Below are 24,989 nucleotides of genomic sequence, written 5' to 3' on the forward strand. Positions count from 1 at the left end.
GTTATAATTCCATGTTGACAGGCTGCTGTATTCTGCCGCAAACAATCGTAAGATTGCCGTTTCTGCAGCGGATATCATCAATCATTTCTTTTTCTTTTGCATTTTCCTGCAGTTCGATTTCATAGAATAAGTCATACATACTTCCAAGGTTTGTTGTTTTTACCCTTGTAAGAGTGGAAGATTTGGTATATTTCTTAAAAATATCATCAAATATGTCTGTATAATCCAGGTTCTCCGGTATTGTAACACGGAGTTCTTTTATGTTACCTTTCTTTTCGCCGAAACTAAAGCGGGATAAAAGGAAGAGTACGAGACCAATCACTACCGTTATGAGAGCAGCATAGGTCACATATCCCATACCGGCAGCAAGCCCGACTACCATAGCAAAGAAGATACTGCTTATTTCCTTTGAGCTTCCGGGAATGGAACGAAAACGTACAAGGCTGAAAGCACCCATGACCGCAACGCCGGCACCCAGGTTACCGTTTACTACCATAATCACAGCCTGTACCAAAGCAGGCAGAAGAATAAGAGTAATAATAAAGCTCTTGGTATAGGAACCCTGGACCATATAGATCAGTGCGATAATACCTCCTAACACCAGTGATGCGACGGTACATATTAATGCTGACTCTATTGTGAGGCTTCCGGTTACGGAATCTATAATGCTTGTAAACATAAGCTTTCATTCCTTTCTTCTAATAAGTTCTCTTTGTAGACATTTCCGTACTTGGAAAAAGATGCGGGATAAATCCTTAAATCTGATAAAATGTTTGCAAGCCATAAAGGATAAGCCGCAGGGACCTTTATTTCCATTAATACATTGCTCTGGTCAAGAAGGTATTTTCCATAATCTCCTTTAGAAAGGTCAAGGTCTGTTAAACGGCTTCTAATGTTCTGATCGAAGGTAATCCGGATATCAGGATCTGTAATGCCATAAAGTGCAATCCGGTCATATGCCAGGTAAACTTTTGGGATAGGCTTATAAAAATGAATAAAATAATCAATTTCTCTTAAAATTTGATTGTCTATGGCTGGTTTGATTCCATGTCCAAGATATCTGACGGCTTCCTCTAAAGTAATAGAAACTCTTCTTTTGTATACGATTCCTTTATATTTTTTTTTGATTTCTAAAAAGACTTTGGAATTGCCTGTGGGTACTCCATAGCTTCGAAGGCGAAGCTTCTCTTTGTAAACCGGTTTTTCAATGGAATTGCGTACCAGTTCATAATTTTCCGTATCAAAATAAATATTGCAGATAGTATGGAGACCGTATTGATCCATTTTCATATAAGGCAGAAGCCTGTTCTTTAGTAAATCATAATCTTTACTGGAAAGCAGGTATTTCTTTTCTATACGTTCAAAGGTATTGTTGGATTTTATTTCGTTCATAAGCATTGCTCCTTCCTTAAGAATAGGATAAGTTAAATATTTGTTTCGTCTGTGTAAAATATATGTAAATTCTATGAACTCAAAGAAGAACAGAAAAGAAGCCCTATGGCTTTCCTTTGCAAAAGTATACATTGCAGGAAAGCCATAGGGATTCTTATCTGTCTGTATTAAGCTTATAATGTTTCGTTCATGCTGCCGGTCCGGTAACCCTTTAAATCCAAGGCGGTATAGGGAAATCCCAAAGTTTTAAAGTATCCGCCAACCTCTTTCATAAGTTCAAGATTTAAAAACTTCTCCATTTCTGCCTGGCTGATTTCAATTCGTGCAATATCTCCATGATGTCTTACACGGACCTGGCGAAAGCCATGATCTAATAAGAACTGTTCTGCCTTATCAACCATCTCCAGCTTTTCTTTGGTTATCTTCTGACCATAAGGAAATCTTGAAGAGAGACAGGCAAAGGCAGGTTTATTCCAGGTAGGAAGGTCTAATTCCTTTGACAATGAACGAATCTCTTCTTTTGTCAGCTGGGCTTCTCTTAGAGGACTTAAGACCTTATGTTCAGATACTGCCGTCAGACCGGGGCGGTAATCACCTAAGTCGTCTATGTTAGAACCTTCTGCAATATAGGCGATACCTTTTTCTTTTGCAATTTTATCTATCTTTTCAAATAATTCATTTTTACACAGATAGCAGCGGTTGGCCGGGTTATCGGAAAAGCCTTCAACATCAAGCTCTTCGGATAGAATAACTTCATGTAAAATCCCATGTTTTTTTGTGAATTCTACCGCCTCCTTAAATTCTCTCTCCGGGTAGGAGAAAGAACGGGCAGTCACAGCAAGCACTTTATCTCCTAATACATCGTGAGCTGCTTTTAATAAAAAAGTAGAATCAACACCACCGGAAAAAGCAATACACAGGCTGTCAAGAGCAGAAAGATTCTTCTTTAATAATTCAAACTTTTCATGTAAATCCATATAATCTCCTTTCGTGCATAAACATAACTATTCATCTATGAATTGTCAGTAAACTAATAGTATATCACCAAAGGGGAACTTGTCAACACAGAGAAAAAAGAGTACAGGATATGACATGAAGATTATTTTATCGGAAAATTATCCTGCTGGTATTTGCATATTTTTTCAGGACCTCTTACAATTGTCCTTACAATATTAAGAGCCCCGGCTTCATCGGCTTTTATCCTCCATTCAACCATGCTGATGGTATCGTCAATAATCTCTATGCCGGTAAGCCCTTTGGAATGGATACAACAGCCGGTATTATAATAGGGAAGCTCTTTTGCCTTTGGAAAATGCGGTCTGTGGGTATGGCCGCAGATTAGCATCCGTTTATTTTCCTTTATCCATACTTTATAATTTTTCTCAATTTTATGACGCTTATAAAGATTCTTGGCGGGGCTGGCGGGATTGTGAAGTCCCACAACATGCAGAAAACGCCAGATATAGCGCAGCATAACCATTGAAATAAACCAAAGCTGGTCATTCATCAAGTCTCCCTGGTGACCATGGACAACAAGGATTTCCTGGCCGGTTTCCCTATGCTTTAGGACAATTCCTTCATAAGGAGTAATATTGGTAAATAACCTCTTTCTTTTTTGATTATATTCATCATAAAAGCTGTAATAATTTTTCCTTACGTATCTGCTCCTTTTCAGATATATATTATGGTTACCGAAGAGGAAGATAAGCCTGTTCTCATTTGCGAATTTTTTCATACCCAGGAATACATCACTATGGGCTAAGCGGATATGGTTAAAGTCGGTATATTCCCATAACTCATCTCCATCCCCTACTTCTATATAGGTGTATCCGTTGCTGTAATAGTGATCGAGGGCATGAAGAAAGACATGTTGGTTCTTGGCAAATTCGTCAGAGGCGCTGTCATCCCCTCTGTGGCAGTCACTAAAAAATATATATTTGGAGTTCTTATCAAAATATTCTCTTTTTGCTGCTTTATAAACCTGTGTAAGGCGTTGTTGTGTAAACATATATAGCCTCCTGGAAATAATATGGTGTTAAGGATAAGGCAATTTATCGAAATTAATTGTAAAATCTAAGGGAATCTGATACTCTTAATTCTGTGCAATCTTATAGGGTTTATTCTGGAAGCTGGCATGAAAGTTAAAAAGAAAGGATACCATTTCATTTATCCATGAAAAAGTTCAAGAAAATATATATAGAAATAACAAACATCTGCAATCTGGCCTGTGCTTTTTGTCCGTCCGCTACAAGGGAAAAAGCCTATATGTCAGAAGAGGATTTTACTGATATTATAAGAGAGATTAAGCCATTTACCGATTATGTATACTTTCATGTGAAAGGAGAACCGTTATTGCATCCAAAGCTTGGGGTTTTTCTTGATATCTGCCACAGTTACGGTATGAAAGTTAATATCACTACCAATGGTACTTTAATTTCCAGGGCCTTAAAAGAACTTGAGGGAAAAGAAGCCTTGCGGCAGGTTAACTTTTCACTTCACAGCTTCGGAGGGGAAAAAGAGGATAAGATTAAATATCTAAAAGACATTCTCATGGCTTCTAAAAAGCTTCGGATGACAACGGCGGCCAATATATCATACCGGTTCTGGAATATGCAGCCGGAGGATGAGCAGGGAACCATGACGGAAAGAAGAGAGATAAATCCGGATGTTATAAACGATACGGAAAAGTATCTGCGAATCCTGGAAAGGGAATATGGGGTAGAAGGTTCCCTGAAAGATATGGTGCCTGCCGGCAGAGGAATTAAGCTGGCAGAAAGGGTATATATCAGCAGAGACTACGAATTCACCTGGCCATCGCTGGCGGAAGAGGAGGATGAGGGAGATGGATTCTGCTATGGCTTAAGAACCCATGCCGGAATATTATCAGACGGGACGGTAATTCCCTGCTGCCTTGACGGGGAGGGAGTGATTAGTCTTGGTAATATAAAGGAAGGCAGTTTTGGGGATATCATAAACAGCCCCCGTGCCGAAGCAATCTATGAGGGCTTTTCAAATAGAAGGGCTGTGGAAGAACTGTGCAGAAAATGCGGTTACCGTAAGAAGTTCGGGCCTTCGTAAACCACAAAGCTGAACTGCTCCCTGTCTATCTGACAGAGAGCAGTTCAAGCGTTCTTGATTATTTTCCAATTGTGATATCGTAGCTGTTGGCGCTTATAACCTGATCTTTTTGAGTTACCTGGAATACCAGACGGTAAGCTCCTGGTTTATATACATTTACATGTTTGAAGTTAAATGGTTGAAGATTATATAGCATATCGGGTCCAATGCTAAAATGCTGTTTGTTTAAGAAAGCTTTCATGCTGCCGTTTTCAGCTTCTAGTGATGCTGCGAATTCACAGTCATTTATTTCTTTATGGAGATCGTTAATAACCCAGGGTGATATTGTAATCTCCGGATCGCCTCCGCCTTTCTGGAGCTTGTAAAACCAGCAATCTCTGCCAAGGTCAGTTCCGACCAGAACGGGTTGATTTACCTGCTGCAAAGTATAGTACCCCTTTTTTGGAATACGTTTATAACTTACAACAGACCATGTTATGGCAGGCCAACAGTCCATAAACATGAACTGAAAATAAGCTCCGAGCTTTTCAAAGCGTGAATGGCGGAAGGATTCAATCGCTAATTTTAGCAGCTTAGCCTGATAATGCTGAGAATTATTTACAAAGGTATTCCAATTATCTCCTGCATCAATTTTAGCTGAATAAAAAGTCTGGTCATATTGAAAATCGTGATAACCAAGTTTATCCCAATCCGGCGGCCACTTTGAGCCGTCGTTCATTTCAATGGTTTCCTCCACCGACGGAAGCGCCTGCGCTCCGAATTCGGTTATCATTTTGCTGCCTTGAAATGATCTGAATGCCTCCATGTGACCGCCATACCAGCCGGGGTAAGGGTGTTCATTGAAATGACTGACCGGATGGACATACCGGCTGTTATCTTCCTCTTTTACAGCGCGAACCAGCTGGGGACCAACCACTTCGTTATTAAAGAAAAGAGATTCATTCTGACAGCACCATACACTGATGGAAGTATATTTCTTCAACTGGCGGACCATATCTTTAATCTGTCGGCAGGCTGATTCCACAATGCTGTTTTCATTAGTGTATCCCCACTGAAGCAGAAAATCCTGCCATATTAAAATCCCTGCCTTATCACAAGCCGCATAAAATTCAGGCTTTGTGACATGCACACAAACACGTACGGCATTAATATAAGCGCCCTTTAGTAAATCAATATCTTTTTCCAGCATATCATCGGTATAATGGGCCAGCCAAAGGGAAGGAATAACATTTGTACCTCGGATAAAAAGCCTTTTACCGTTAACTTTCCAAGTGCCTGTTAAAGGGTCGACCTCTATTTCACGCAGCCCGGTATAATATTGATGGCGGTCCGTTATTTCATCTTCCAGTAATAATTCGGTACAAACCAAATACATATGCTGTTCACCTAAATCCCATGTCCACCATAATTTTGGTTCGGGAAGCACAAAAAGGATATCTGTTTGTGATGAGTGTATCGGAACATCTTTTTGAAATACCTGTCCTTCTTCGTCGGTCAGAGTAATTCTAATTTCCGCCCTTTTTCCAGTAGGAAACGGCCCATTGGTTTTAACATTAATCCAGATGTAAGCTTTTAGCGAATCATCTATATCTTCGCGTTTTTCCCAGGAACTTAAGCTGACGTTGTCTTTACTTGTTTTAGGAAGCAGCTGTGTATGAAGAGACACGCAGTCAATATGAACCGGATTTCTATATTCCAAGTATACATTACCCCATATGCCTCCCGTATTGCCATCCTGACCGGTTTCATTATCCCAGCTTCCCTGCTTGGCATCCCAATGGCTTAATATACCCTTAATCAATCTTTTCTTGTGGGGCCATACGCTTACAGGCTCTTCATTGGGAGACTCTACGGTTACCTCAAGCACATGGGAGGATGAATCCTTAAGGTATGGAGTCACTTCGAATTCAAAGGCTTGAAAGCATCCTTCATGCCTGCCTACATAGCGCCCGTTAAGCCAAATTTCACAAGCGTAATCTACACCTGTAAAACATAGATAAGCAGATTTCTGGCTATCCGGAACCATATTGAATTGACGTGTAAAACGAACCTTGCCAAAAAAGTCAGGTAATCCTGAATAATGCCAGTTTGCCGGTATCTGCATCTTTCCTTTAGCGGGAATTGCTTTATCTACTATTTTTTCCGAACCATCACTTTGCAGCATAATCCATTCCAATGGTTCATATTCCCATAAACCGTCCAAATCATATCTTGTTCTCATCATAATAACCATACCCCCAATTACAAATTATAAAAAGATATTGCTTATAAAATAAGCATGTGCTACAATATGTTCAAACATATTAACATACTACTGGACAAACTATGAAAAGTCAAGTGATTTTTCTAGCAGATAGTATTGCCAAAGAATGATATTTGTTGCAGCTAATTACGCAAATGCTTATAAATTTAACTTAAGGAGGAAAAATCTTTATGTTTCATAATATAGATACCAATATTGATATTCAGACAGGAAAATTATCAGGAAATATTATTGAAAGTGAAAAGCATATAAGCGGACTTAAGAATGTTTTTAAGGATGAAACAGCAAGATCGCAGATGATTCAGGATACTCTGGTTTATAGAGTTCAAATGCACAAGGCCGAAAAAGAAGGGAAAGAAGGAGGCTTATTTTTCGGTACCAGTTTTGTATATCCCGGACTTGTTGGAAATGAGTACTTTATGACCAGAGGGCATTTCCATTCAAAAATTGATACGGCAGAGTATTACTGGTGTATTGAAGGAGAAGGGGTATTACTGCTTATGAATGAAGAAAGAGAATGCTATGTAGAGAAAATGAGTCCTGGAAGCCTTCACTATATTAAGGGCAGAATTGCGCACCGCATAGTAAATACCGGAAATAAGGTTCTGGCTGTCGGGGCTTGCTGGCCATCCGATGCGGGCCATGATTATAATTCTATTGAAAAAGACGGGTTTCCAGTAAGGTTGGTTTGTATCAATGGGGAACCGGCACTAATGAAAGAAGAATCGCAGGAAGGAAAGAAAGAAAATGAAGAACAAAATAGATCATAATTCTCCAATCCCTATTCATATTCAGGTGGAAAGCTATTTGAGGGAGCTCATTGAACAAGACGAATACCAGGAAGGTAAATTCTTGCCAAATGAGGTGGAATTATCAAAAAAAATGGGTATTAGCCGTAATACTTTCCGGGCAGCAATGGACAGACTCGTACTTGAGGGTTTGATAATCAGAAAAAAAGGTGTTGGTTCCAAAGTAAATAAAACAAAAATTAAAACAACTTTAACGGAGTGGGATAGCTTTTCAAGAGAAATGACCACAAAAGGTAAGCTGTTAAAAACCATCTCAAAGGAAGTACAATGGGTGGAAGCTGACGAAGAGATTGCTGCCGCTTTGGATGTTAAACCTGGGACCGCCATATGCAGGCTTGAGAGGATAAGAGGTGTGGATGAAGACCCGGTCGTTATTTTTATAAGCTATTTTCATCCAAGAGTTGGAGTTAAGAGCGACGAGAAGTTTGATGGAAGACTGTATGAGATATTACAGGATAAATATTACTGTATTCCGGAGATATCAGATGAAGAAATAGGAGCACTTCCCTGCAGCGGCTATTTCAGTAAAAAGCTGAATATTTCCGCTGATATTCCTGTTCTTTTCAGAAAGCGTAAAGTATTGAATGCAGCCGATAAGATACTGGAATTATGTTATGCTTATTACAGATCCGACAAGTTTCTTTATACCATTCGGATTAAGAGGGAGGATATGCAATGACTTCCATAACAGTGGATCTTGGGGGAACGCGGATAAAACTTGCATTAATAAATAATGGAGAAATCTTAGAAAGCCATATACTGCCTGCGCAAGCGGAGGTAGGTATACAAAATCGGATACAGGATATTGAAAAAATTATTAGGCGGTGGCTGCGCTCATCAAGTGAAATTGTTGAAGGTATCGGTATTGCATTTCCGGGTATTGTTAATCCTATTGAAAAACGTGTTATTTCAATCAGCGGAAAATATTATGACGCGGTTGATTTCGATTTTACTAATTGGTGCAATAAAAATTTTAACCTTCCCCTGGTGCTTGAAAATGATGCCAATGCGGCTCTTTTAGGCGAAGTTTATTATGGCTGTGCGAAGGGCTATAAAGACGCGGTTATCATGATCCTTGGAACAGGGGTAGGAACTGCCGCGATGATGGAAGGTAAGGTACTGCATGGAAAGCATTTTCAGGCAGGTTGTCTTGGCGGACATTTTGCGGTTTCCTTAAGTGACAGACCATGTTCCTGCGGAGGAAAAGGCTGCCTTGAAGCAAATGCCAGCACATGGGCACTGCCTCTTATTGCACAGGAACAGCCGGATTTTGATCAAAGCGGACTTTCTACGGAAGAAAAAATTGATTTTGTTGCATTGAAAAAATGGGTTTTACGTGGTGATGAGACAGCCATACGTTTGCTTGCCCAATTCAATCATTACTGGAGCTTAGGGATTAAGAATCTTATTCATGCTTATGATCCGGAAGTGGTTATTTTAAGCGGCGGTGTAATAAAATGCGGGGATATTATCTTGAAGCCTCTGACCGAAAAAGTCAGTAAAAATGCATGGACACCCTGGGGTGAAGTAACAATTAAGGCTGCAAAAAATCCGGAACATTCTGTTTCATTGGGACTGCACCATTTAATTACAGCGGAAAGGAAAGATTATAATGAAGTATAGGGATATATGTAATTACAATAAGTATCCGTTTATTGAAATCAAGGACACCGGCTGCTGTGCGTGGCAAGGGTATGATGATATTATCAGCGAAGTTAAAGACAATATGATAAAAAAAGCACTAAGAAAAACGATCATTGTGGTGGACTGTTATCCGGGTGTATATGATGATGAAATTCTGCCTGTTTTTGTGAAGGGGTTAATGCCTGTTCTGATAATTGAAGCAAAGGAAGCCTTATTATCCCAAAATCATATTGATAAAATGCTGGAGAGAAATATCACGGATGATAGGGTATTTGGAGTTCTATCCTGTCATAAAATTCAGGAATTTTTTGATGATAGTAAAATAATTGCATTAAAAGAAAAAATTGATACCATATCTGAGGGCCCCATCCTTATTTATGGAACCGGAGCATGCCTTATTGGAGAACCTGACATATTGGTATATGCAGATCTTGCGCGCTGGGAAATTCAGCAGCGCTACAGAAATAACAAAATAGCAAATTGGTGCAGTGATAATTATGACGAAGATATTTTAAAAAAATACAAACGTGGTTTTTTTGTAGACTGGCGCGTAAACGACAGGCATAAAAAGGACCTGTTTGACAGGATGGATTACGTTCTGGATACCAATAAGAAGGAAAATCCTAAAATGGTAACAGGCAAAGCCATGCTTACCGGTCTTCAAACAGCGGTAGAGCAGCCTTTTAGAGTAGTACCTTTTTTTGATCCGGGTGTTTGGGGCGGTCAATGGATGAAGGATGTATGCGGACTTGACCGGGAAGTCAAGAATTTTGCATGGTGTTTTGACTGTGTGCCCGAAGAAAACAGTCTTTTACTTAAGGCAAATGATATTATTATCGAGATTCCTTCTATTAATTTAGTTTTTTATAAACCGAAAGAATTATTGGGTGATAAGGTTCATGCTAGGTTTGGAACAGAGTTTCCCATCCGTTTTGATTTTCTGGATACCATGGAAGGACAGAATTTGAGCTTGCAGGTCCACCCGTTAACCGAGTATATTCAGGAGAACTTTGGGATGCATTATACTCAGGATGAAAGTTATTATATACTTGATGCAATAGATGAAAAAAATCCCGTTGTCTATCTTGGAGTGAAAGAAAATGTCAATCCGGAAGAGATGATAAATGACTTGGAAAAAGCGCAGACTACAGGTGTTTTTGATGCTCTTAAATATGTCAATGAGATACCTGCAAAGAAGCATGATCACTTTTTGGTTCCGGCGGGAACCATACACTGTTCGGGAGCTAATACCATGGTGCTTGAGATCAGTGCCACGCCATTCATATTTACTTTCAAGCTTTGGGACTGGGACCGCCTGGGCCTTGACGGAAAACCCCGGCCCGTACATGTCAGTCACGGTAAGAAGAACATACAGTTTGACAGGGATACTTCCTGGATATATAAAAATTGTGTGAACCATATTGAACTGATTGAAAGCGGTGACGGTTTTACGGAAGAACGTACCGGCTTACACCAGCGGGAATTCATTGAGACAAGAAGGCATTGGTTTACCAAAAAGGTATATCATAATACCCATGGCGGTGTTAATGTATTGAATTTGATAGAAGGTGAAGAAGCTCTGGTAGAGAGTCCTAAGGGTAGATTTGAGCCTTTTGAAATTCATTATGCCGAAACTTTTATTATCCCTGCCAATGTGGGGGAATACACGATAAGACCCCATGGCAGGAGCGAAGGCAAAAAAATAGCAACCATTAAGGCATATGTTCGAACTTGAAAATTTGTATTTGTTTAAATTTATAATGGTACAAGGAGGTAAAAGTATGTTTAATCCAGGGATTGAAATCACACCGACAGTAAATCATTTAGGATTTGTATATGGTGGTGGCTGCTTTGGACCTGAAGTAGAGATCAGGACCCTTGACAGTATACGTAAAAGTCTGCGTGACCCTGATTGTGAAGGACCCCGGGAGGTTTATGCCATAGCAATGGATGTTGGAAAAGAGGAACACAAAGAGTTATTAAAAGACAGAATGCTGTTATTTGGGATTGTTACTTATGCAGATGGAAAACTGGGTGATGAACCTATAAGAAGTCAGGGGCATATTCACAAGGTGTCGGCTCACTGTGGATGGTCAACGCCTGAGGTCTATGAAATATGGAGAGGAGAAGCCATAATCTATATGCAGGAAACTGCACGGGATAATCCGGGAAGATGTTATGCAGTCAAAGCCAAAGCAGGAGATGTTGTAATTGTACCGCCGTATTGGGCACATTCCACCATCAGCGCCAGCATAAAAGAGCCATTAACCTTTGGTGCATGGTGCGACCGGGATTACGGTTTTGAATATGATGATGTGAGAGCTCATGGAGGACTGGCTTTCTTTCCGGTTTATGATGAAAACATGAAAATACAGTGGCAGAAGAATCAAAATTATCACGGTTGTGATTTGATTGAAAAAGCACCCAGTGATTATTCCTACCTGGGATTAAATAAAAATAAGCCCATTTATTCACAGTTTGAAGAAAATCACGATTTGTTTTTGTTCGTGTCAAATCCACAGCTAAAAGAGAACAAATGGATAAATTTCATACCATAAGCGGAAACGGTCAGGTTATCCCAAACTGCGTCAATAACATCCGGCATTTGTTCTGTCATAACAAATGCCGGATAAGGAACAGAGTTTGTAAGCCACCATTCCAAAGAACTGACAACAACTGTATTTCATGCGATTCTCTAACTGCCATTTATGGTATTCTCTTAGTATTCTAATGTGTCTCTATTGGCATGCTGCGGTCTTAGGACCGCTTAAATACCACTTCTTATCCTGATGTTTTACTAACCTCCTGTTAATGTTTATAGTGCCCTTATTGAGATCCTGTTCCATGTGATTCCGGTTCATTCAGCTATTCTGATTCCAGTATAATAACAGATTGTAAGCAGAATATAATATGGGGAGCCGATGGGGAAACGACTGATTATATTGTTGAATTCATGTATACTAATAATGTTATTGTATAATAGATTTACTATATAAAAAATAAATGTCTGGCAAAATGTTGAAAAGTATGGTATAATTTGAAAATGCATGGTTTTGTATCACAAAAAAGAAGGAAGTGGTAAAATGTTATTGGACATACAAGACATATTTATAAATTATCTGACAAATATGTCGGTGGGATTTAGAGTCTCACTGATAATAGCCGCATTGAGTTGTATGCTTGCGTTTATTTATTATCGATTTATTCATTTTAGGAAGAGAGTAAATTTACCGGTTAATCTCATAAGCATCAACGATATTCTTGGACAGAAAGAGCAAGAACAGCAGATGGTTGACATGGCTAAAAATCATAAGCAGATCAAGTTAATGAGATATAATTTTGTCTTAGGCGATTACAATAAAATTGCTTACAAAAAACTAAACCGAATTCGAAACAGTGTATCTGAAATACCGGCAGATATTATAACTTTGATACCTGCTGCACGTTGGTTGTTTGACAACTTCCAAATGATGTATCGGGAGATTAAGAAAGTTAAGATTTCGGGAACCAGTTATGAGATGCTGCCAATACTCCGGAAAAAAGAGTATCGAGGATATCCCAGGATTTATATGGTCACAAAGAAGATGGTAGCTCTTTCCGGAGGACATTTGGACGAGAAGAATATTTCCATCATGATTAATGCCTATCAAAAGGAGATTCCATTAACAGACAAAGAACTGTGGGTTCTTCCTGAAATGATAGGTTTTTGTCTGTTAGAGAGTATTATTGAAGTAGCAGAAGATATCGTCCGTATTATAAAGATTAAATCTAAGGCGGATAAGTTTGTAAAGGAAAAGCTGGCAGCACAACAGGGTATACTGGATATTACAGCGCTGCTTAGCGAAATAGATTCAGAATGTAAATATAATTACTCTTTCCATGCCCATGTCATATACCTTTTGAAAAGCATGTCTTTTGAGGATGAATCCATACAAAGATATCTAACATATCATTATAAATTAAAAGGTAAGCACATAATTCCATCAAAGGTGTTTTTAGAGGAAGGAAAGCTTGAGTCATATCTTGAGTCAAACATTCATGCCCTTATTGTCAGCCTAAGAGAAATTAATGAAGCAGATGAAGAAAAGTCTTTTGAGGAATTTTCTGCCATTGAACGTATCTTGTCAAAAGATCCGGATGGAGTTTATACGAAAATGGATTCCGAGAGTAGAGGAATATATAGAGGAGAAATAGTAAAACTTTCACTTAAATATAAAATTAATGAAAGTAAGATAGCAGAGGACTGCCTGGAACTTGCTATGGAGGGAAGAGAGGATTTCAATTGTTCCCATCATGTGGGAGCCTACCTTTTAGAAAAGGGACACAATAGACTGAAAGCAAAAATATTAAATAAACCGATATCTAAAAAAGTGGGGAAAAAGCAGAATATTAGAGGATTATTATATTTCCTGTGTATATTTTTAATGCTTTTTAGCATTTGTTTTTTTGTAATCCATATGATGAGAGGTGCGGGGGGAATTGATAATCTTTTTACATATATAATTATATTGATGGTTGCGCTTCCTCTATTGTTTGCCATTGCCTTGGAGATAACCAATCATATATTCACAAGACGATTACCTGTTAAAAAGATTCCTTCTTTAGATTATTTAAAGGAGATTCCCGATTGTGCAAGAACATTTGTGGTAATGCCTGTACTTGTTAATTCAGAGGAGCAATGCATCCAATATCTTGCCAGATTAGAAAAGCATTATTTAGCCAACAGACAATCCAATCTTTACTTTGCCATTCTGGCGGATTTTGAGGATTCGACCGATTTATGCATGCCAAAGGACGAAGTTCTAAAGAATGTTCTTATTAATCGTATTCATGAACTTAATAAACTTTATCCATTCAGCCATCAAAGGTTTTCTCTGTTTATCAGGAGCCGTAAGTGGAATGAGTCGGAAGAGTGCTATATGGGCTGGGAACGAAAAAGAGGGAAACTGGAGGAGTTTAACAATTTGCTCCATGGAACCAGGAAAGAAGATACGGGTTTTTCTACACTATTATACGATGAACAATTACTGGGTTCTTTTAAATACGTCATTACCTTGGACGCTGATTCAAATCTCATTCGTGACAATGCGGCTAAATTTGTAGGACTAATCGATCATCCGCTTAACCAGCCGGTGATTGATCCTGTAAGTAAAAAGGTAGTGGAAGGTTATGGTATCATTCAACCTACGATCAGAAACCATATTGTTGATAAGAAAAGCAGTCGATTCCCTGGAATTTTTGGAGGAGAATCAGGATTAACCCATTACTCGGCAGTGATATCCGATATCTATCAAGATATATTTAAAGAGGGGGTATATACCGGTAAAGGAATATACCACATCGAAGCCTTCTATCTTATCCTGAATAATACAATACATGAGAATAGCGTATTAAGTCATGACCTTTTGGAGAGCTGCTATGTCAGAACTGCTTTTTCGAGTTCTGTAAAAATAATGGATACCTTTCCCAGCAGCGTTCTTTCTTTTGTGAATAGAGAACATAGATGGATAAGAGGAGATTGGCAGCTGTTACCATGGCTGTTTAAGAAAAAAGCCTTAAATGCAATATCTAAATGGAAGATATTTGATAATTTAAGACGCAGCCTTGTACCCATAAGTAAGACACTCTTAATTGTTTTAAACTTAGCAATTATGCCAAATATTTATTATCTATGGCTGCCTCTGGTATTTTTCTCTGACATACTGAATTTGGTCATTTTATTAATCGGAACATTTACGCAGAAGATAAAAAGACCAATGCTTACCATTGTATATAAGGGGTTATTTAGAGAGAGCGGAGTAATGGTTGAAAGAGCTTTTATGGAACTTGTTCTTACTCCTTATAGGGCATATACTGCAATCGATGCAATTATCAGAACACTTTTTCGAGTACTCGTAAGTGAAAAAAAACTGCTAAGGTGGAATGCTTCAGAAACAGTGGATGCCTCTATTATAAACTCTAAAAAAGGTTACTTCCTTAATATGTGGAGCTCCCTTATTCCGGCTGCTGCTATTTTAGCATTACTGATTGGCAAGGAGATTCCCCTGCTGGGAATCGTTCTATATGGAGCTGTAATGTTTATATGGAGTATATCCTGTTTCATAGCTTATTACATAAGCCAGCCAAGGATACAAAAGCTCCAAAGGACGCAGACAGAGGATAAAGAATTGCTTTTAGAGACAGCGCGCAGGACCTGGCGCTTTTTTAAGGATCACTCAACGAAGGAAAACAACTGGTTATGTCCGGATAATTACCAGATAGCTTATATTGAAAAAATCAGCGATAAGACATCGCCTACGAATATTGGGCTTCAGCTGCTGGCAATCCTTTCAGCAAGGGATTTTGGGTATGAGACCTTAGGTGCAACGATTGGGCTGGCAGAAAACTTATTGGGCACCGTGGTTGAACTTCCTAAATGGAAAGGACATCTTTACAATTGGTATAATATCAACACTCTTACAGTGCTAAATCCTGAATATATTTCAACCGTAGACAGCGGAAACTTCCTGGGACACCTGATAGTTTTTAAAAACGGGCTTTTAGAACAAATCGAAACGCCTATATTCCCGGAGAGTCTAATTGCTGAGATAAGGTATTCCATAAAACTTTGTGACAGTGGTATGGCTTTAAAGGATGACTATACAACCATAGGAGAATTTGCAGAGGATCTTGCGAATATAAGAGAGCACTTAATTAACAGAGAACTTCTGCCAAGTGAAAATTCAGCCGGGGTCAGGGAGCTGTTAAGGAATATGGAATTAATGATAAACGAGGCAGAGAGTTTAGAGTTGAAAGAAATTCGTTTTTCCGCCAACCCCTCTTTAAAGCTGCTGGCGTTAAACGGTAATAATGGTGCCAAGGCTATGATAGAGAGAATAGAAAGGATTAGCAGTACAGCAAATAATATTCTTGAAAATGTAGATTTCAGATTTTTATATAATGAAAAAAGGATGCTTTTCCACATTGGTTATCATGTGTCGACTGGGACGATAGATAAGGGGTGTTATGATTTAATGGCATCAGAATCATCACTTACAAGTTTTGTGGCGATAGCCAGAGGTGACGTTCCCTTGAAACATTGGTACAAGCTGGGAAGACCTCTTACCATGGTAAAGGGAATACCATGCTTTGTTTCCTGGAGCGGGACAATGTTTGAATATCTCATGCCAAATCTGGTTATGAAAGAGTATGAAGGATCGGCATTTGCTGAGACCTCCAAGGCGGCTGTGTTACAGCAGATAAAGTATGCGAAGCATATGGGAATACCCTGGGGAATCTCGGAGTCCCAGTATTATCGTTTTGATCTGGATTCGAATTACCAGTACAGAGCTTTTGGTGTTCCAAAACTTCGATTACAGCCGGCACGTAAAAATTCCTTAGTGGTGGCTCCATATGCCACCATTCTGGCCCTGGAATATGCTGCGAAGGACTGCTTCTCAAATCTTAAAAAGATGACTTTACAAGGTGCATTTGGTAATTATGGATATTATGAAGCTATTGATTTTAATGGTCCCGATTCATTGACTATGGAGCCCTACTGCATTGTAAAGTCCTATATGGCACATCATCAGGGTATGAATCTTGTAGCTATTAATAATTTTCTAAACGATGGTATCATGAGAAGAAGGTTCCATGCAGAGGCAATTATAAAGGCTACAGAGGTATTGCTTGAGGAGAAACGCGAATCCCATTTCATATCCATTGCCAGAAAAGGATATACCATTAAGATGGGAAATATACACTTCAAGGAAGAGGTATTAAGCAACAGATATGTTAACAGTGTAGCCCCTGTAATACCGGTGGCAGGCTATTTATCCAACAATAAATATGCCCTTATGATCACTTCAGATGGAGACGGATTTAGCAATTACAATGACATGATGCTTTATCGGTGGAGAGCGGACCTCTATGCCAACACTGGCAATTATATTTATATTAAGGACATCAATGAGGGTAAGTTTTGGAGTGCAACCTATAATCCTACAAAAACAGAACCGGAAGAGTATCAAGCCGTATTTTTTCCCCATCAGGCTGAGTTTAGGAGAACAGATGGTGATATATCTTCTCATACAGTGGTCAGCCTTTCTCCAAATCACAACATAGAGATTCGTAAATTAACACTTACAAATAACGGAAATGCAGTAAAACAAATTGAAATTACCAGTTATATGGAGGTGGTGGGGGACAGCTATCGCGCTGAATTAAGCCATCCTGCATTTAATAAGCTTTTCATTGAAAGTGAGTTCTTAGAAGAACAATCCGTATTCTTATCTAAGAGGCGGGGTAACAAAGACGGTGGAAACCCTTATATTATGCATATGGTTAAACCTGGAGTAAAGCTGACAAAGAGCGTGGAGTATGGGAATGACAGGCTTAAATTCATAGGCAGGAACAACACGCTTCAAAATCCGAATGCAGTAGTAAACAGTATATCACTTTCCAATAACACAGGATTTTGCAATGATCCGATTATGAGCCTGAGAGTTAATATTTCCTTGGGAATAAACGAAACTGCTTCTATATCCTTTATAACCGGTGTGTGCAATAGCAAAGAGGAAGCGGTGAAAATAAGTGAAGAGCTAAGCGTTGCTTACCGAATTGATGATATATTTGAAAAGTTTAGACTGCAAAGCGAAATTGAGCTCAAATACCTTGATATTTCCAGACCTTTGCTAAATGCGTTCCAGGACTTAATCAGTCCCATATTTTATCCATCAAGTTATTACAGAGGTCCTGCCGAGAATATAAGGAGGAACTGGAAGAACCAAAGTTTCTTATGGAAGTTTGGTGTATCAGGAGATAATCCTGTCATGCTTCTAAGGGTAAAATCGATAGAAGATGCAGGAATTATAAAGAATGTGCTAAAGGCATATGAATATCTTAGAATTAACCGCGTCAAGGTTGATCTCATTATATTAAGTGAGGCAAAGCAGGGTTATTTGCAAGAACTTACCGATTTGCTGGATGATATGACAAGTTCCCTTAGGATATACGATGCCAGTAGAGAGAGACCAAGTCTTTTCATACTTCACTCTTATCAGATGATACCTGCAGAACTGGATTTGCTTTTTACAGTTGCAAGGGTAGTTTTCTCTGAAAAGACGGGTGTATTTTTTGGAAATATCAAAGAAAATTTGAAAGAAATAAAAGCTGAAAGTTATTAGTAAAGGAGGGGAATCATTTGAATTCTGTAAATATACCCAAAATGGATAACAAAGCTGCAAGCACTCATTCTCAGAACCCGGAGGCAAATTATGAATTTTTCAATGGCTTTGGCGGTTTTGTAGAAGAGGGAAGAGAATATGAAATCTTTCTTGAGGGAAACAATAAGCCACCGGCGCCTTGGATTAATGTAATAGCGAATGAGAAATTCGGATTCTTCGTATCTGAGTCAGGAGCCGGGTTTACATGGGCAGGTAATAGCAGGGAAAATAAGATAACTCCATGGTCAAATGATCCTGTTAGTGATAGAGCTTCAGAGGCAATATACATTAAAGATGAAATGACGGGGAAGGTAATGACACCCGTATCTCTTGGAAGATCGGACAGGGGAAATTACCGGGTAAAACATGGCTTCGGGTACTCGGTATTTCACCATGAAGAGGAAAATATTACACAAGAACTTACTGTATTCACGCCATTAGATGAGCCGGTAAAGCTTTGGGAGCTTAAACTAACGAACACTTCTGACAGAGAAAAGTATTTGAGCCTTACCTATTATGTGGAGTGGGTTCTTGGTACAGAAAGGGATCAGACGAATCCTTATATCTTATCTGATTATAACAATGAACACGAATACTTAAGTGCAAAAAGCATCTATAACTATAATTTTCACAAACACAGTGCTTTTATATTCTCCAGTGAGATGATAACCGGATATACAGGTGACAGACAAGAATTCTTTGGGTTAAAGGGCGGGATTTTAAATCCAGAAGGCCTGGATATCAAATTATCGAATAATACGGGAGTGTGTTACGATGCATGCGGCACCATACAGGTATCGGTAGCAATTAAGCCGAATGAATGCAAAACAGTAATATTTGGGCTGGGGCAGAGTGTCGATCTTGAAGAGATAAGCATACTTCGCCATAAGTATAATCAGATTTCAAAGGTTAGGGCAGAGTTGGAAAGAGTAAAGAATTATTGGGCCAAGACATTGGGAACGATCAAAGTCAAGACGAGCGACAGAGCGATAGACATTATGGTAAATGGCTGGCTTTTGTACCAGACAATATCTTGCAGGATCAATGCGAGAGCTGCCTTTTATCAATGCGGCGGAGCCTATGGATTCAGAGATCAGCTTCAAGATGCACTTTCACTTCTATATGCAGATCCAGGTGCTTTAAAAAAACAAATTCTCATCGCTTCCGGCAGGCAATTTGAGGAGGGCGACGTGCAACACTGGTGGCATCCTCCTATGGGAATAGGAGTTCGCACGAGAATATCAGACGATCTGCTATGGCTGCCATATGCCACGGCTGCCTATGCCCGCGGTACTGGAGACTATTCTATATTAAAAGAGAAAGTTGCTTACCTCAAAGGTCCTTTGCTTGAAGAAAATCAACAGGATGCAATGTTTACTCCTGAACAGTCTGATATGGTGGAGAGTGTATATGAGCATTGCAAGAAAACAATTCTTTATACACGGACCGGGGAACATGGACTTCCTCTCATGGGAGGCGGTGATTGGAATGATGGCATGAATGAAGTGGGAATAAAAGGAACAGGAGAGAGTGTATGGTTAGGGTGGTTTCTTTATGCTTTACTGGGAGACTTTATACCACTTTGCTATCAGGAAGACGACTTGGAATTCGCAAAAGAATTAGAACAAAGAAAAGAAACCCTTAGAAGCAATATTGAGGAAAATACCTGGGATGGTGAATGGTATTTGAGAGCTTTTTATGACGATTCGACGAAATTGGGTTCAAAAGAAAACGATGAGTGCAGAATTGATTCAATCAGTCAGTCTTGGAGTGTAATATCGAAAGGTGCCAGAAAGGATAGAGCCTTAGCAGCTATGCACTCTGCTAAGCGCTATTTGGTCAAAGAAGAGGAAGGAATTTCATTACTCCTTGCTCCTCCCTTTGATAAGACGAACAAAAATCCAGGTTATATTAAAAATTATTATCCAGGCATCAGGGAAAATGGTGGTCAATATACTCATGCAGCAGTATGGCTCGCTATAGCCAATGCAATGATTGGGGATTGTAGTATGGCTCATACTCTTTTTACCATGCTAAATCCGATTCACATCACTTCACATAGGAAAGATGCCCTTAAGTATGAAAAAGAACCTTATGTTATGATAGCAGACATATCACTGAGTGCCCCATATACAGGCAGGGGCGGGTGGAGCTGGTATACAGGCTCAGCTGGGTGGATGTATCAAGGGTTGGTAAACTGGTTTTTGGGTATAAGGAAAGAAGGGGATTATCTGATCATTGATCCTGCAACACCAGCCAGCTTTGGTAATTTTTCTGTTCAGTATAAGCACGGGACTGCTATTTATGAAATAGAAGTAGAGGGCAGAAGCAGAGGAATTTTAACTGCAGAGGAATTAATACTTGACGGAGAAAAGATGGAAGGCAATAGGATAAAACTATTAGATGACGGTAAAACCCATTTGATTGTCGTTTAGAGAGGATATCTTAAGTGAGGTTCAATGTTATGAAGATATTTGAACCGAAAATCTTCATCATTCAATTTAATAATTGATAAGTCAAAAGCGAACAGAGTCACGCAACGAAGGGTGTTCGCTAATAAGACTGCTTATTTTCTAATGTTCCCGAAGCATTGCTATTATGAAAATGAGCGGTCTTTTTGTGTTTGCAGAAATGGAAATAACCAATGTAAATGCCAATTAAAAATATTAAAATACAAAAATAATTGTTAAAAAATTAACTAAACAATTGACAAATGACCGGCGGTCACCTATAATTTTTATATGACCTTTAGGTCGAAAAAAAGGAGAAAAAGGAAAATCATGCCAACAGTATTGAGCGAAGAAGAAAAGCAAAAAAAAGAACAGATAATTCTTGAAAATGCAAAGGAAATGTTTGATACATCCGATTTTTCTACGATAACAATGAATGCGTTAGCAAAGAGATGCAATATGGCAAAAGGAACACTGTTTAATTATTTTCCAACGAAAGAAACACTATTTGCAATCATTTTATATAAGGAATATTCGGAGTGGAGAATTCGTGAATTGGAAGAGATTGAAAAGCATGATTCATTTACAAAAGAAAATTATAAGGAATTTGTCCTGGATCAGACAAAATATCTTTTGAAGTATCAAAAGAGACTGATTCGGTTGGCTTCTATGAAACGTGCCATTATTAATAAAAATATTGCGCCGGAGGTTTTGGCAGAACAAATTGAGGGACTGGATAAAACAATTCACCAATTATCGTTAATCACAGAACAAAAAATAGATTTTTTAAAAGAAGAAGAAATATATAATTTATACATGGCAAGACATGTAATTATGACAGGGGCATATAACTTGGCGACAAGTCCCCACAATATAGAAAATTTAGCAGAAATCAATAAAAATGATCTGGCTGTTATTGAAACAGATGCGACGGTGCTTAAGATGACGGGAGAGTATTTGAATTTCTATTGCTGCCAAACAGCAGAAAATGCGATGGGTTAAAACTTGGCTAAGATACTGCCGGGGTAATTATAAAACCATATAAAGACAGGAGGAAATCATGAGGGAAAAGATCACCAGGTTAGCACAACACCTTATGAAAAATAACAAGGTGTACACAGAAAAAGATCCGGAATATTATGTATTTGCGGATATTTTGACGGATGATCAGGCGGATGTATTGCTTGTGATGGAGCGGCGCAGGGAAGAAAAAGTAGAGGATATCGCATCCCGTATAGGAAAAAGCTATGCAGAAACGTTTGAAATGTTAATGCAGCTAACAGATATCGGTGTTATCGAACTGAAACCGCAGGGTGATGGTACAGATCGTTTTGAATTACTGATTTATCTGCCGGGTATTTTTGAATTAATGATGCTGAACAGAGAACAGGCAAAAGCACATCCTGAAATTGCACGCGCATTTGAAGAATACTCCAGAGTATCGGTAGAACCTGTTACACAGCTGATGCCTATGGGAAACGGTGCATTACGTGTTATTCCGGTAGAATCGGCAATTAAATCTGAAACACGTAAGGCATCCTATGAAGAAATTTCCCATTGGTTGACAAAATACCAGAACCATATCGCACTTGCACCATGTCAGTGCAGACTGGTCCGTCAGCAGATGGGCGAAGGTACAGGAAATATGCCGGAGGAATTGTGTATCATATTAGGAGCAACTGCTGAATCCTGCATCCGCACCGGCAAAGCAAGAAGGATTACAAAAGAAGAGGCCGAAGAAGTTGTTAAGAAAGCTGAAAGGCGGGGTTACATGCATCAGGTAACCAATATGGACGGAACAGATAAAATCTGGGCATTGTGTAACTGTGAAAGGAATATATGCTTTGCGCTTCGTACTTCACAGTATTTTGGAACACCAAATATGTCACGTTCTAATTATATAGCAGAAGTCGATCCTAAAAAATGTGCTGCCTGTGGACAGTGTGTTGAAACTTGTCCGGCGAATGCAGTAAAATTAGGTCAGAATCTTTGCACCAAAGAAGCTGTAACATATTTGCCAAAGGTATTGCCGGATGATCATAATTGGGGACCTGACCGCTATAATCCGGATTTTAGAACAAACTATGAAAATACATATGCATCAGGTTCAGCACCTTGTAAATCAGCCTGTCCGGCACATGTCTCCGTACAGGGATATATCAAACTTGCTTCACAGGGAAAGTACCTGGATGCATTGGAACTAATTAAAAAAGAAAATCCGTTTCCGGCTGTATGCGGCCGCATCTGCCCTCATAATTGTGAGAATGAATGTACGCGCGGCAGCTTAGATGAACCTGTTGCAATTGATGAAATTAAAAAATTTATTGCAGAGCAGGAACTAAAAGAAGAAACACGTTTTGTACCTGAAAAGCTATTTGATTACAGTGATAAGAAAATAGCCGTCATCGGAGCAGGCCCTGCAGGTCTTTCATGCGCATTTTACCTTGCACAGAAGGGATATACGATAACTGTTTTCGAAAAACAGGAAAAACTGGGTGGCATGTTAACATTGGGTATTCCCTCTTATCGTCTGGAAAAAGATGTTTTGGAAGCTGAAATTGAGGTATTAAGAAAATTAGGAGTTACATTTAAAACCGGTGTTGAAGTCGGAAAAGATATCACAATCGATGAATTACGAAAAGAAGGCTATCATGGATTTTATCTTGCAATCGGAGCACAGGGCGGAAGAAAATTAAACATCGAAGGTGACGATAATGAAAATGTTATAGCCGGTGTAGATTTCCTGCGTGATGTAAATCTTGGAAAAGCAGTTAAGACGGAAGGAAATGTAGTGGTTATCGGTGGCGGTAATGTTGCAGTCGATGTCGCAAGAACTGCTGTAAGAACAGGTGCATCCTCTGTTAGCATGTTCTGTCTGGAAGGTGAAAAGGAAATGCCTGCACAGGCTGAAGAAGTTGCAGAAGCAAAAGAAGAAAAAGTAGCTGTCAATAATGGCTGGGGACCAAAACGTATCATCATTGAAAATGGTAAAGTGACAGGTGTTGAATTCAAACGTTGCTTAAGCGTATTTAATGAAGAAAAAAGATTTGCACCTTTGTTTGATGAGAAGGACACTAAAATTGTTCCGGCAGATAAGGTACTGTTATCTATCGGCCAGTCAATTGAATGGGGAGATTTGCTAAAGGGCAGTAAAGTAGAAGTGAATCTTAATGGAACCGTAGTTGCAGATTCCTTTACCTATCAGACCGGTGAAGAAGATATTTTTGCCGGCGGAGATGTATTTACAGGTCCTAAATTTGCAATTGATGCAATTGCAGCTGGAAAAGAAGGAGCAGATTCTCTTCATAGAGGAGTACAGGAAGGGCAGACATTACACCTTGGCCGTAACCGTAGAATTTTTGATGTGTTGGATAAATATAATGTTGAATTTAGTGGTTATGATAAGGCCAAGAGAGCTTCTTTTTCAAAAGACAGTAAGAAAAAAAATACATTTTCAGATCCAAGAATCACATTAACAGAAGAACAGATAAAAACAGAAACAGGACGTTGCCTGGAATGTGGTATTGCTCATGTAGATATAAATCAGTGCCTTGGCTGTGGTGAATGTACGGTTCGCTGTAAGTTTGATGCAATTACATTGAAAAGGGAATATGATGCGTATAGTTTCGGATATGAAAATATCAAGAAGAATGCAATAAAAGTCGTAATTAAACGCAAAATTAAGATTGCCATGAATCCTAATCGGGACAGCAAAGAACGATAGAAGGCGGATTAAGGATATTCACAAAAGGAGTTAAAATGCATGAAATAACGATTTTAGTGCAATTAGTAAATATGGTAGAAAAAGAAGCCAAAGCCAATCATATCGCAGAAAAGATTGATACTATTGTGGTGCAGCTGGGACAGCTGACATCTATTGTTCCGAAGTATCTGACAGAATACTATCCCAATGTAACGGAAGGTACAAAGCTAAGCGGCAGTAAACTGGAGATAGAGAGGATACCAGGTAACGGATTATGCCATCACTGCAACAAGGTATTGCGTATTGTTGAACACAAAGGAAAATGCCCGATTTGTGGAGCGGATGATTGGGAAATGCTTAGTGGACAGGAATTTATATTAAAAGAAATTCGGGTACGGGAGGCAGTAGTGTGAAAGGTAAATGACATTTTTCAAACTGTAAGATTGG

The 24,989-nt window shown here is 39.0% G+C and carries 16 protein-coding genes; 11 read left to right on the forward strand and 5 right to left on the reverse strand.

What is annotated here, in order from left to right:
- Position 1: 1 nt before the first annotated feature.
- The 4 genes from BUF11_RS03355 to BUF11_RS03370 form a co-directional block, all read right to left on the reverse strand.
- On the reverse strand, positions 2–679 hold the full coding sequence (locus BUF11_RS03355; RefSeq protein ID WP_073587355.1) for a DUF4956 domain-containing protein: 678 nt from the start codon (positions 677–679) through the stop codon (positions 2–4).
- Entirely contained in the window at positions 661–1,392 is a 732-nt protein-coding gene (locus tag BUF11_RS03360) for a polyphosphate polymerase domain-containing protein (protein ID WP_073587908.1), read from the reverse strand. The genes BUF11_RS03355 and BUF11_RS03360 overlap by 19 nt, the downstream gene beginning before the upstream one ends.
- Positions 1,393–1,565: 173 nt before the next feature.
- Positions 1,566–2,369, reverse strand: coding sequence for an ATP-dependent sacrificial sulfur transferase LarE (larE, locus tag BUF11_RS03365; protein ID WP_073587356.1), 804 nt, complete (start codon positions 2,367–2,369; stop codon positions 1,566–1,568).
- Positions 2,370–2,491: 122 nt separating this feature from the next.
- Positions 2,492–3,400 carry a metallophosphoesterase family protein gene (locus tag BUF11_RS03370; protein WP_073587357.1) on the reverse strand — a complete coding sequence of 303 codons (909 nt, stop codon included), beginning with the start codon at positions 3,398–3,400 and terminating at the stop codon, positions 2,492–2,494.
- A 164-nt stretch (positions 3,401–3,564) separates the two neighbouring features.
- Here BUF11_RS03370 and BUF11_RS03375 point away from each other — a divergent pair, with 164 nt between their 5' ends.
- Positions 3,565–4,470 (forward strand): radical SAM/SPASM domain-containing protein, encoded by a 906-nt coding sequence (locus BUF11_RS03375; protein ID WP_073587358.1) that lies wholly within the window; start codon positions 3,565–3,567, stop codon positions 4,468–4,470.
- A gap of 58 nt (positions 4,471–4,528) precedes the next feature.
- On the opposite strand, the gene BUF11_RS03380 is transcribed toward BUF11_RS03375, so the two are convergent.
- Complete coding sequence (locus BUF11_RS03380) at positions 4,529–6,694, reverse strand: glycoside hydrolase family 2 protein (protein ID WP_175561973.1); 2,166 nt, start codon at positions 6,692–6,694, stop codon at positions 4,529–4,531.
- A gap of 209 nt (positions 6,695–6,903) precedes the next feature.
- Between BUF11_RS03380 and BUF11_RS03385 the strand changes: the two genes are divergently transcribed.
- The 10 genes from BUF11_RS03385 to BUF11_RS03430 all read left to right on the forward strand — a co-directional run bounded on the left by BUF11_RS03385 (position 6,904) and on the right by BUF11_RS03430 (position 24,955).
- Entirely contained in the window at positions 6,904–7,503 is a 600-nt protein-coding gene (locus BUF11_RS03385; RefSeq protein WP_073587359.1) for a glucose-6-phosphate isomerase family protein, read from the forward strand.
- Positions 7,481–8,221, forward strand: coding sequence for a GntR family transcriptional regulator (locus BUF11_RS03390; protein WP_073587360.1), 741 nt, complete (start codon positions 7,481–7,483; stop codon positions 8,219–8,221). The genes BUF11_RS03385 and BUF11_RS03390 overlap by 23 nt, the downstream gene beginning before the upstream one ends.
- The gene (locus BUF11_RS03395) at positions 8,218–9,165 is read left to right on the forward strand and encodes an ROK family protein (protein ID WP_073587361.1); all 948 of its coding nucleotides are present in this window, start codon (positions 8,218–8,220) and stop codon (positions 9,163–9,165) included. Before BUF11_RS03390 ends, BUF11_RS03395 begins: the two co-directional genes overlap by 4 nt.
- Positions 9,155–10,921 carry a class I mannose-6-phosphate isomerase gene (locus BUF11_RS03400; RefSeq protein ID WP_073587362.1) on the forward strand — a complete coding sequence of 589 codons (1,767 nt, stop codon included), beginning with the start codon at positions 9,155–9,157 and terminating at the stop codon, positions 10,919–10,921. Before BUF11_RS03395 ends, BUF11_RS03400 begins: the two co-directional genes overlap by 11 nt.
- A gap of 46 nt (positions 10,922–10,967) precedes the next feature.
- Positions 10,968–11,744 carry a glucose-6-phosphate isomerase family protein gene (locus BUF11_RS03405; protein ID WP_073587363.1) on the forward strand — a complete coding sequence of 259 codons (777 nt, stop codon included), beginning with the start codon at positions 10,968–10,970 and terminating at the stop codon, positions 11,742–11,744.
- 525 nt (positions 11,745–12,269) lie between these two features.
- Positions 12,270–18,350 (forward strand): glucoamylase family protein, encoded by a 6,081-nt coding sequence (locus BUF11_RS03410; RefSeq protein ID WP_073587364.1) that lies wholly within the window; start codon positions 12,270–12,272, stop codon positions 18,348–18,350.
- A gap of 17 nt (positions 18,351–18,367) precedes the next feature.
- A complete protein-coding gene (locus BUF11_RS03415) occupies positions 18,368–20,824 on the forward strand; it encodes a GH36-type glycosyl hydrolase domain-containing protein (RefSeq protein ID WP_073587365.1) in 2,457 nt (818 codons plus the stop codon).
- A 345-nt stretch (positions 20,825–21,169) separates the two neighbouring features.
- Complete coding sequence (locus BUF11_RS03420) at positions 21,170–21,841, forward strand: TetR/AcrR family transcriptional regulator (RefSeq protein ID WP_073587366.1); 672 nt, start codon at positions 21,170–21,172, stop codon at positions 21,839–21,841.
- A 58-nt stretch (positions 21,842–21,899) separates the two neighbouring features.
- Positions 21,900–24,563, forward strand: a complete 2,664-nt coding sequence (locus tag BUF11_RS03425) for an FAD-dependent oxidoreductase (protein WP_242952304.1) — start codon at positions 21,900–21,902, stop codon at positions 24,561–24,563.
- Between the two features lie 35 nt (positions 24,564–24,598).
- Positions 24,599–24,955 (forward strand): hydrogenase maturation nickel metallochaperone HypA/HybF, encoded by a 357-nt coding sequence (locus BUF11_RS03430; RefSeq protein WP_073587368.1) that lies wholly within the window; start codon positions 24,599–24,601, stop codon positions 24,953–24,955.
- Positions 24,956–24,989: the final 34 nt, after the last annotated feature.

Source organism: Anaerocolumna xylanovorans DSM 12503, assembly GCF_900143645.1.
GTDB classification, from domain to species: Bacteria; Bacillota; Clostridia; order Lachnospirales; family Lachnospiraceae; genus Anaerocolumna; species Anaerocolumna xylanovorans.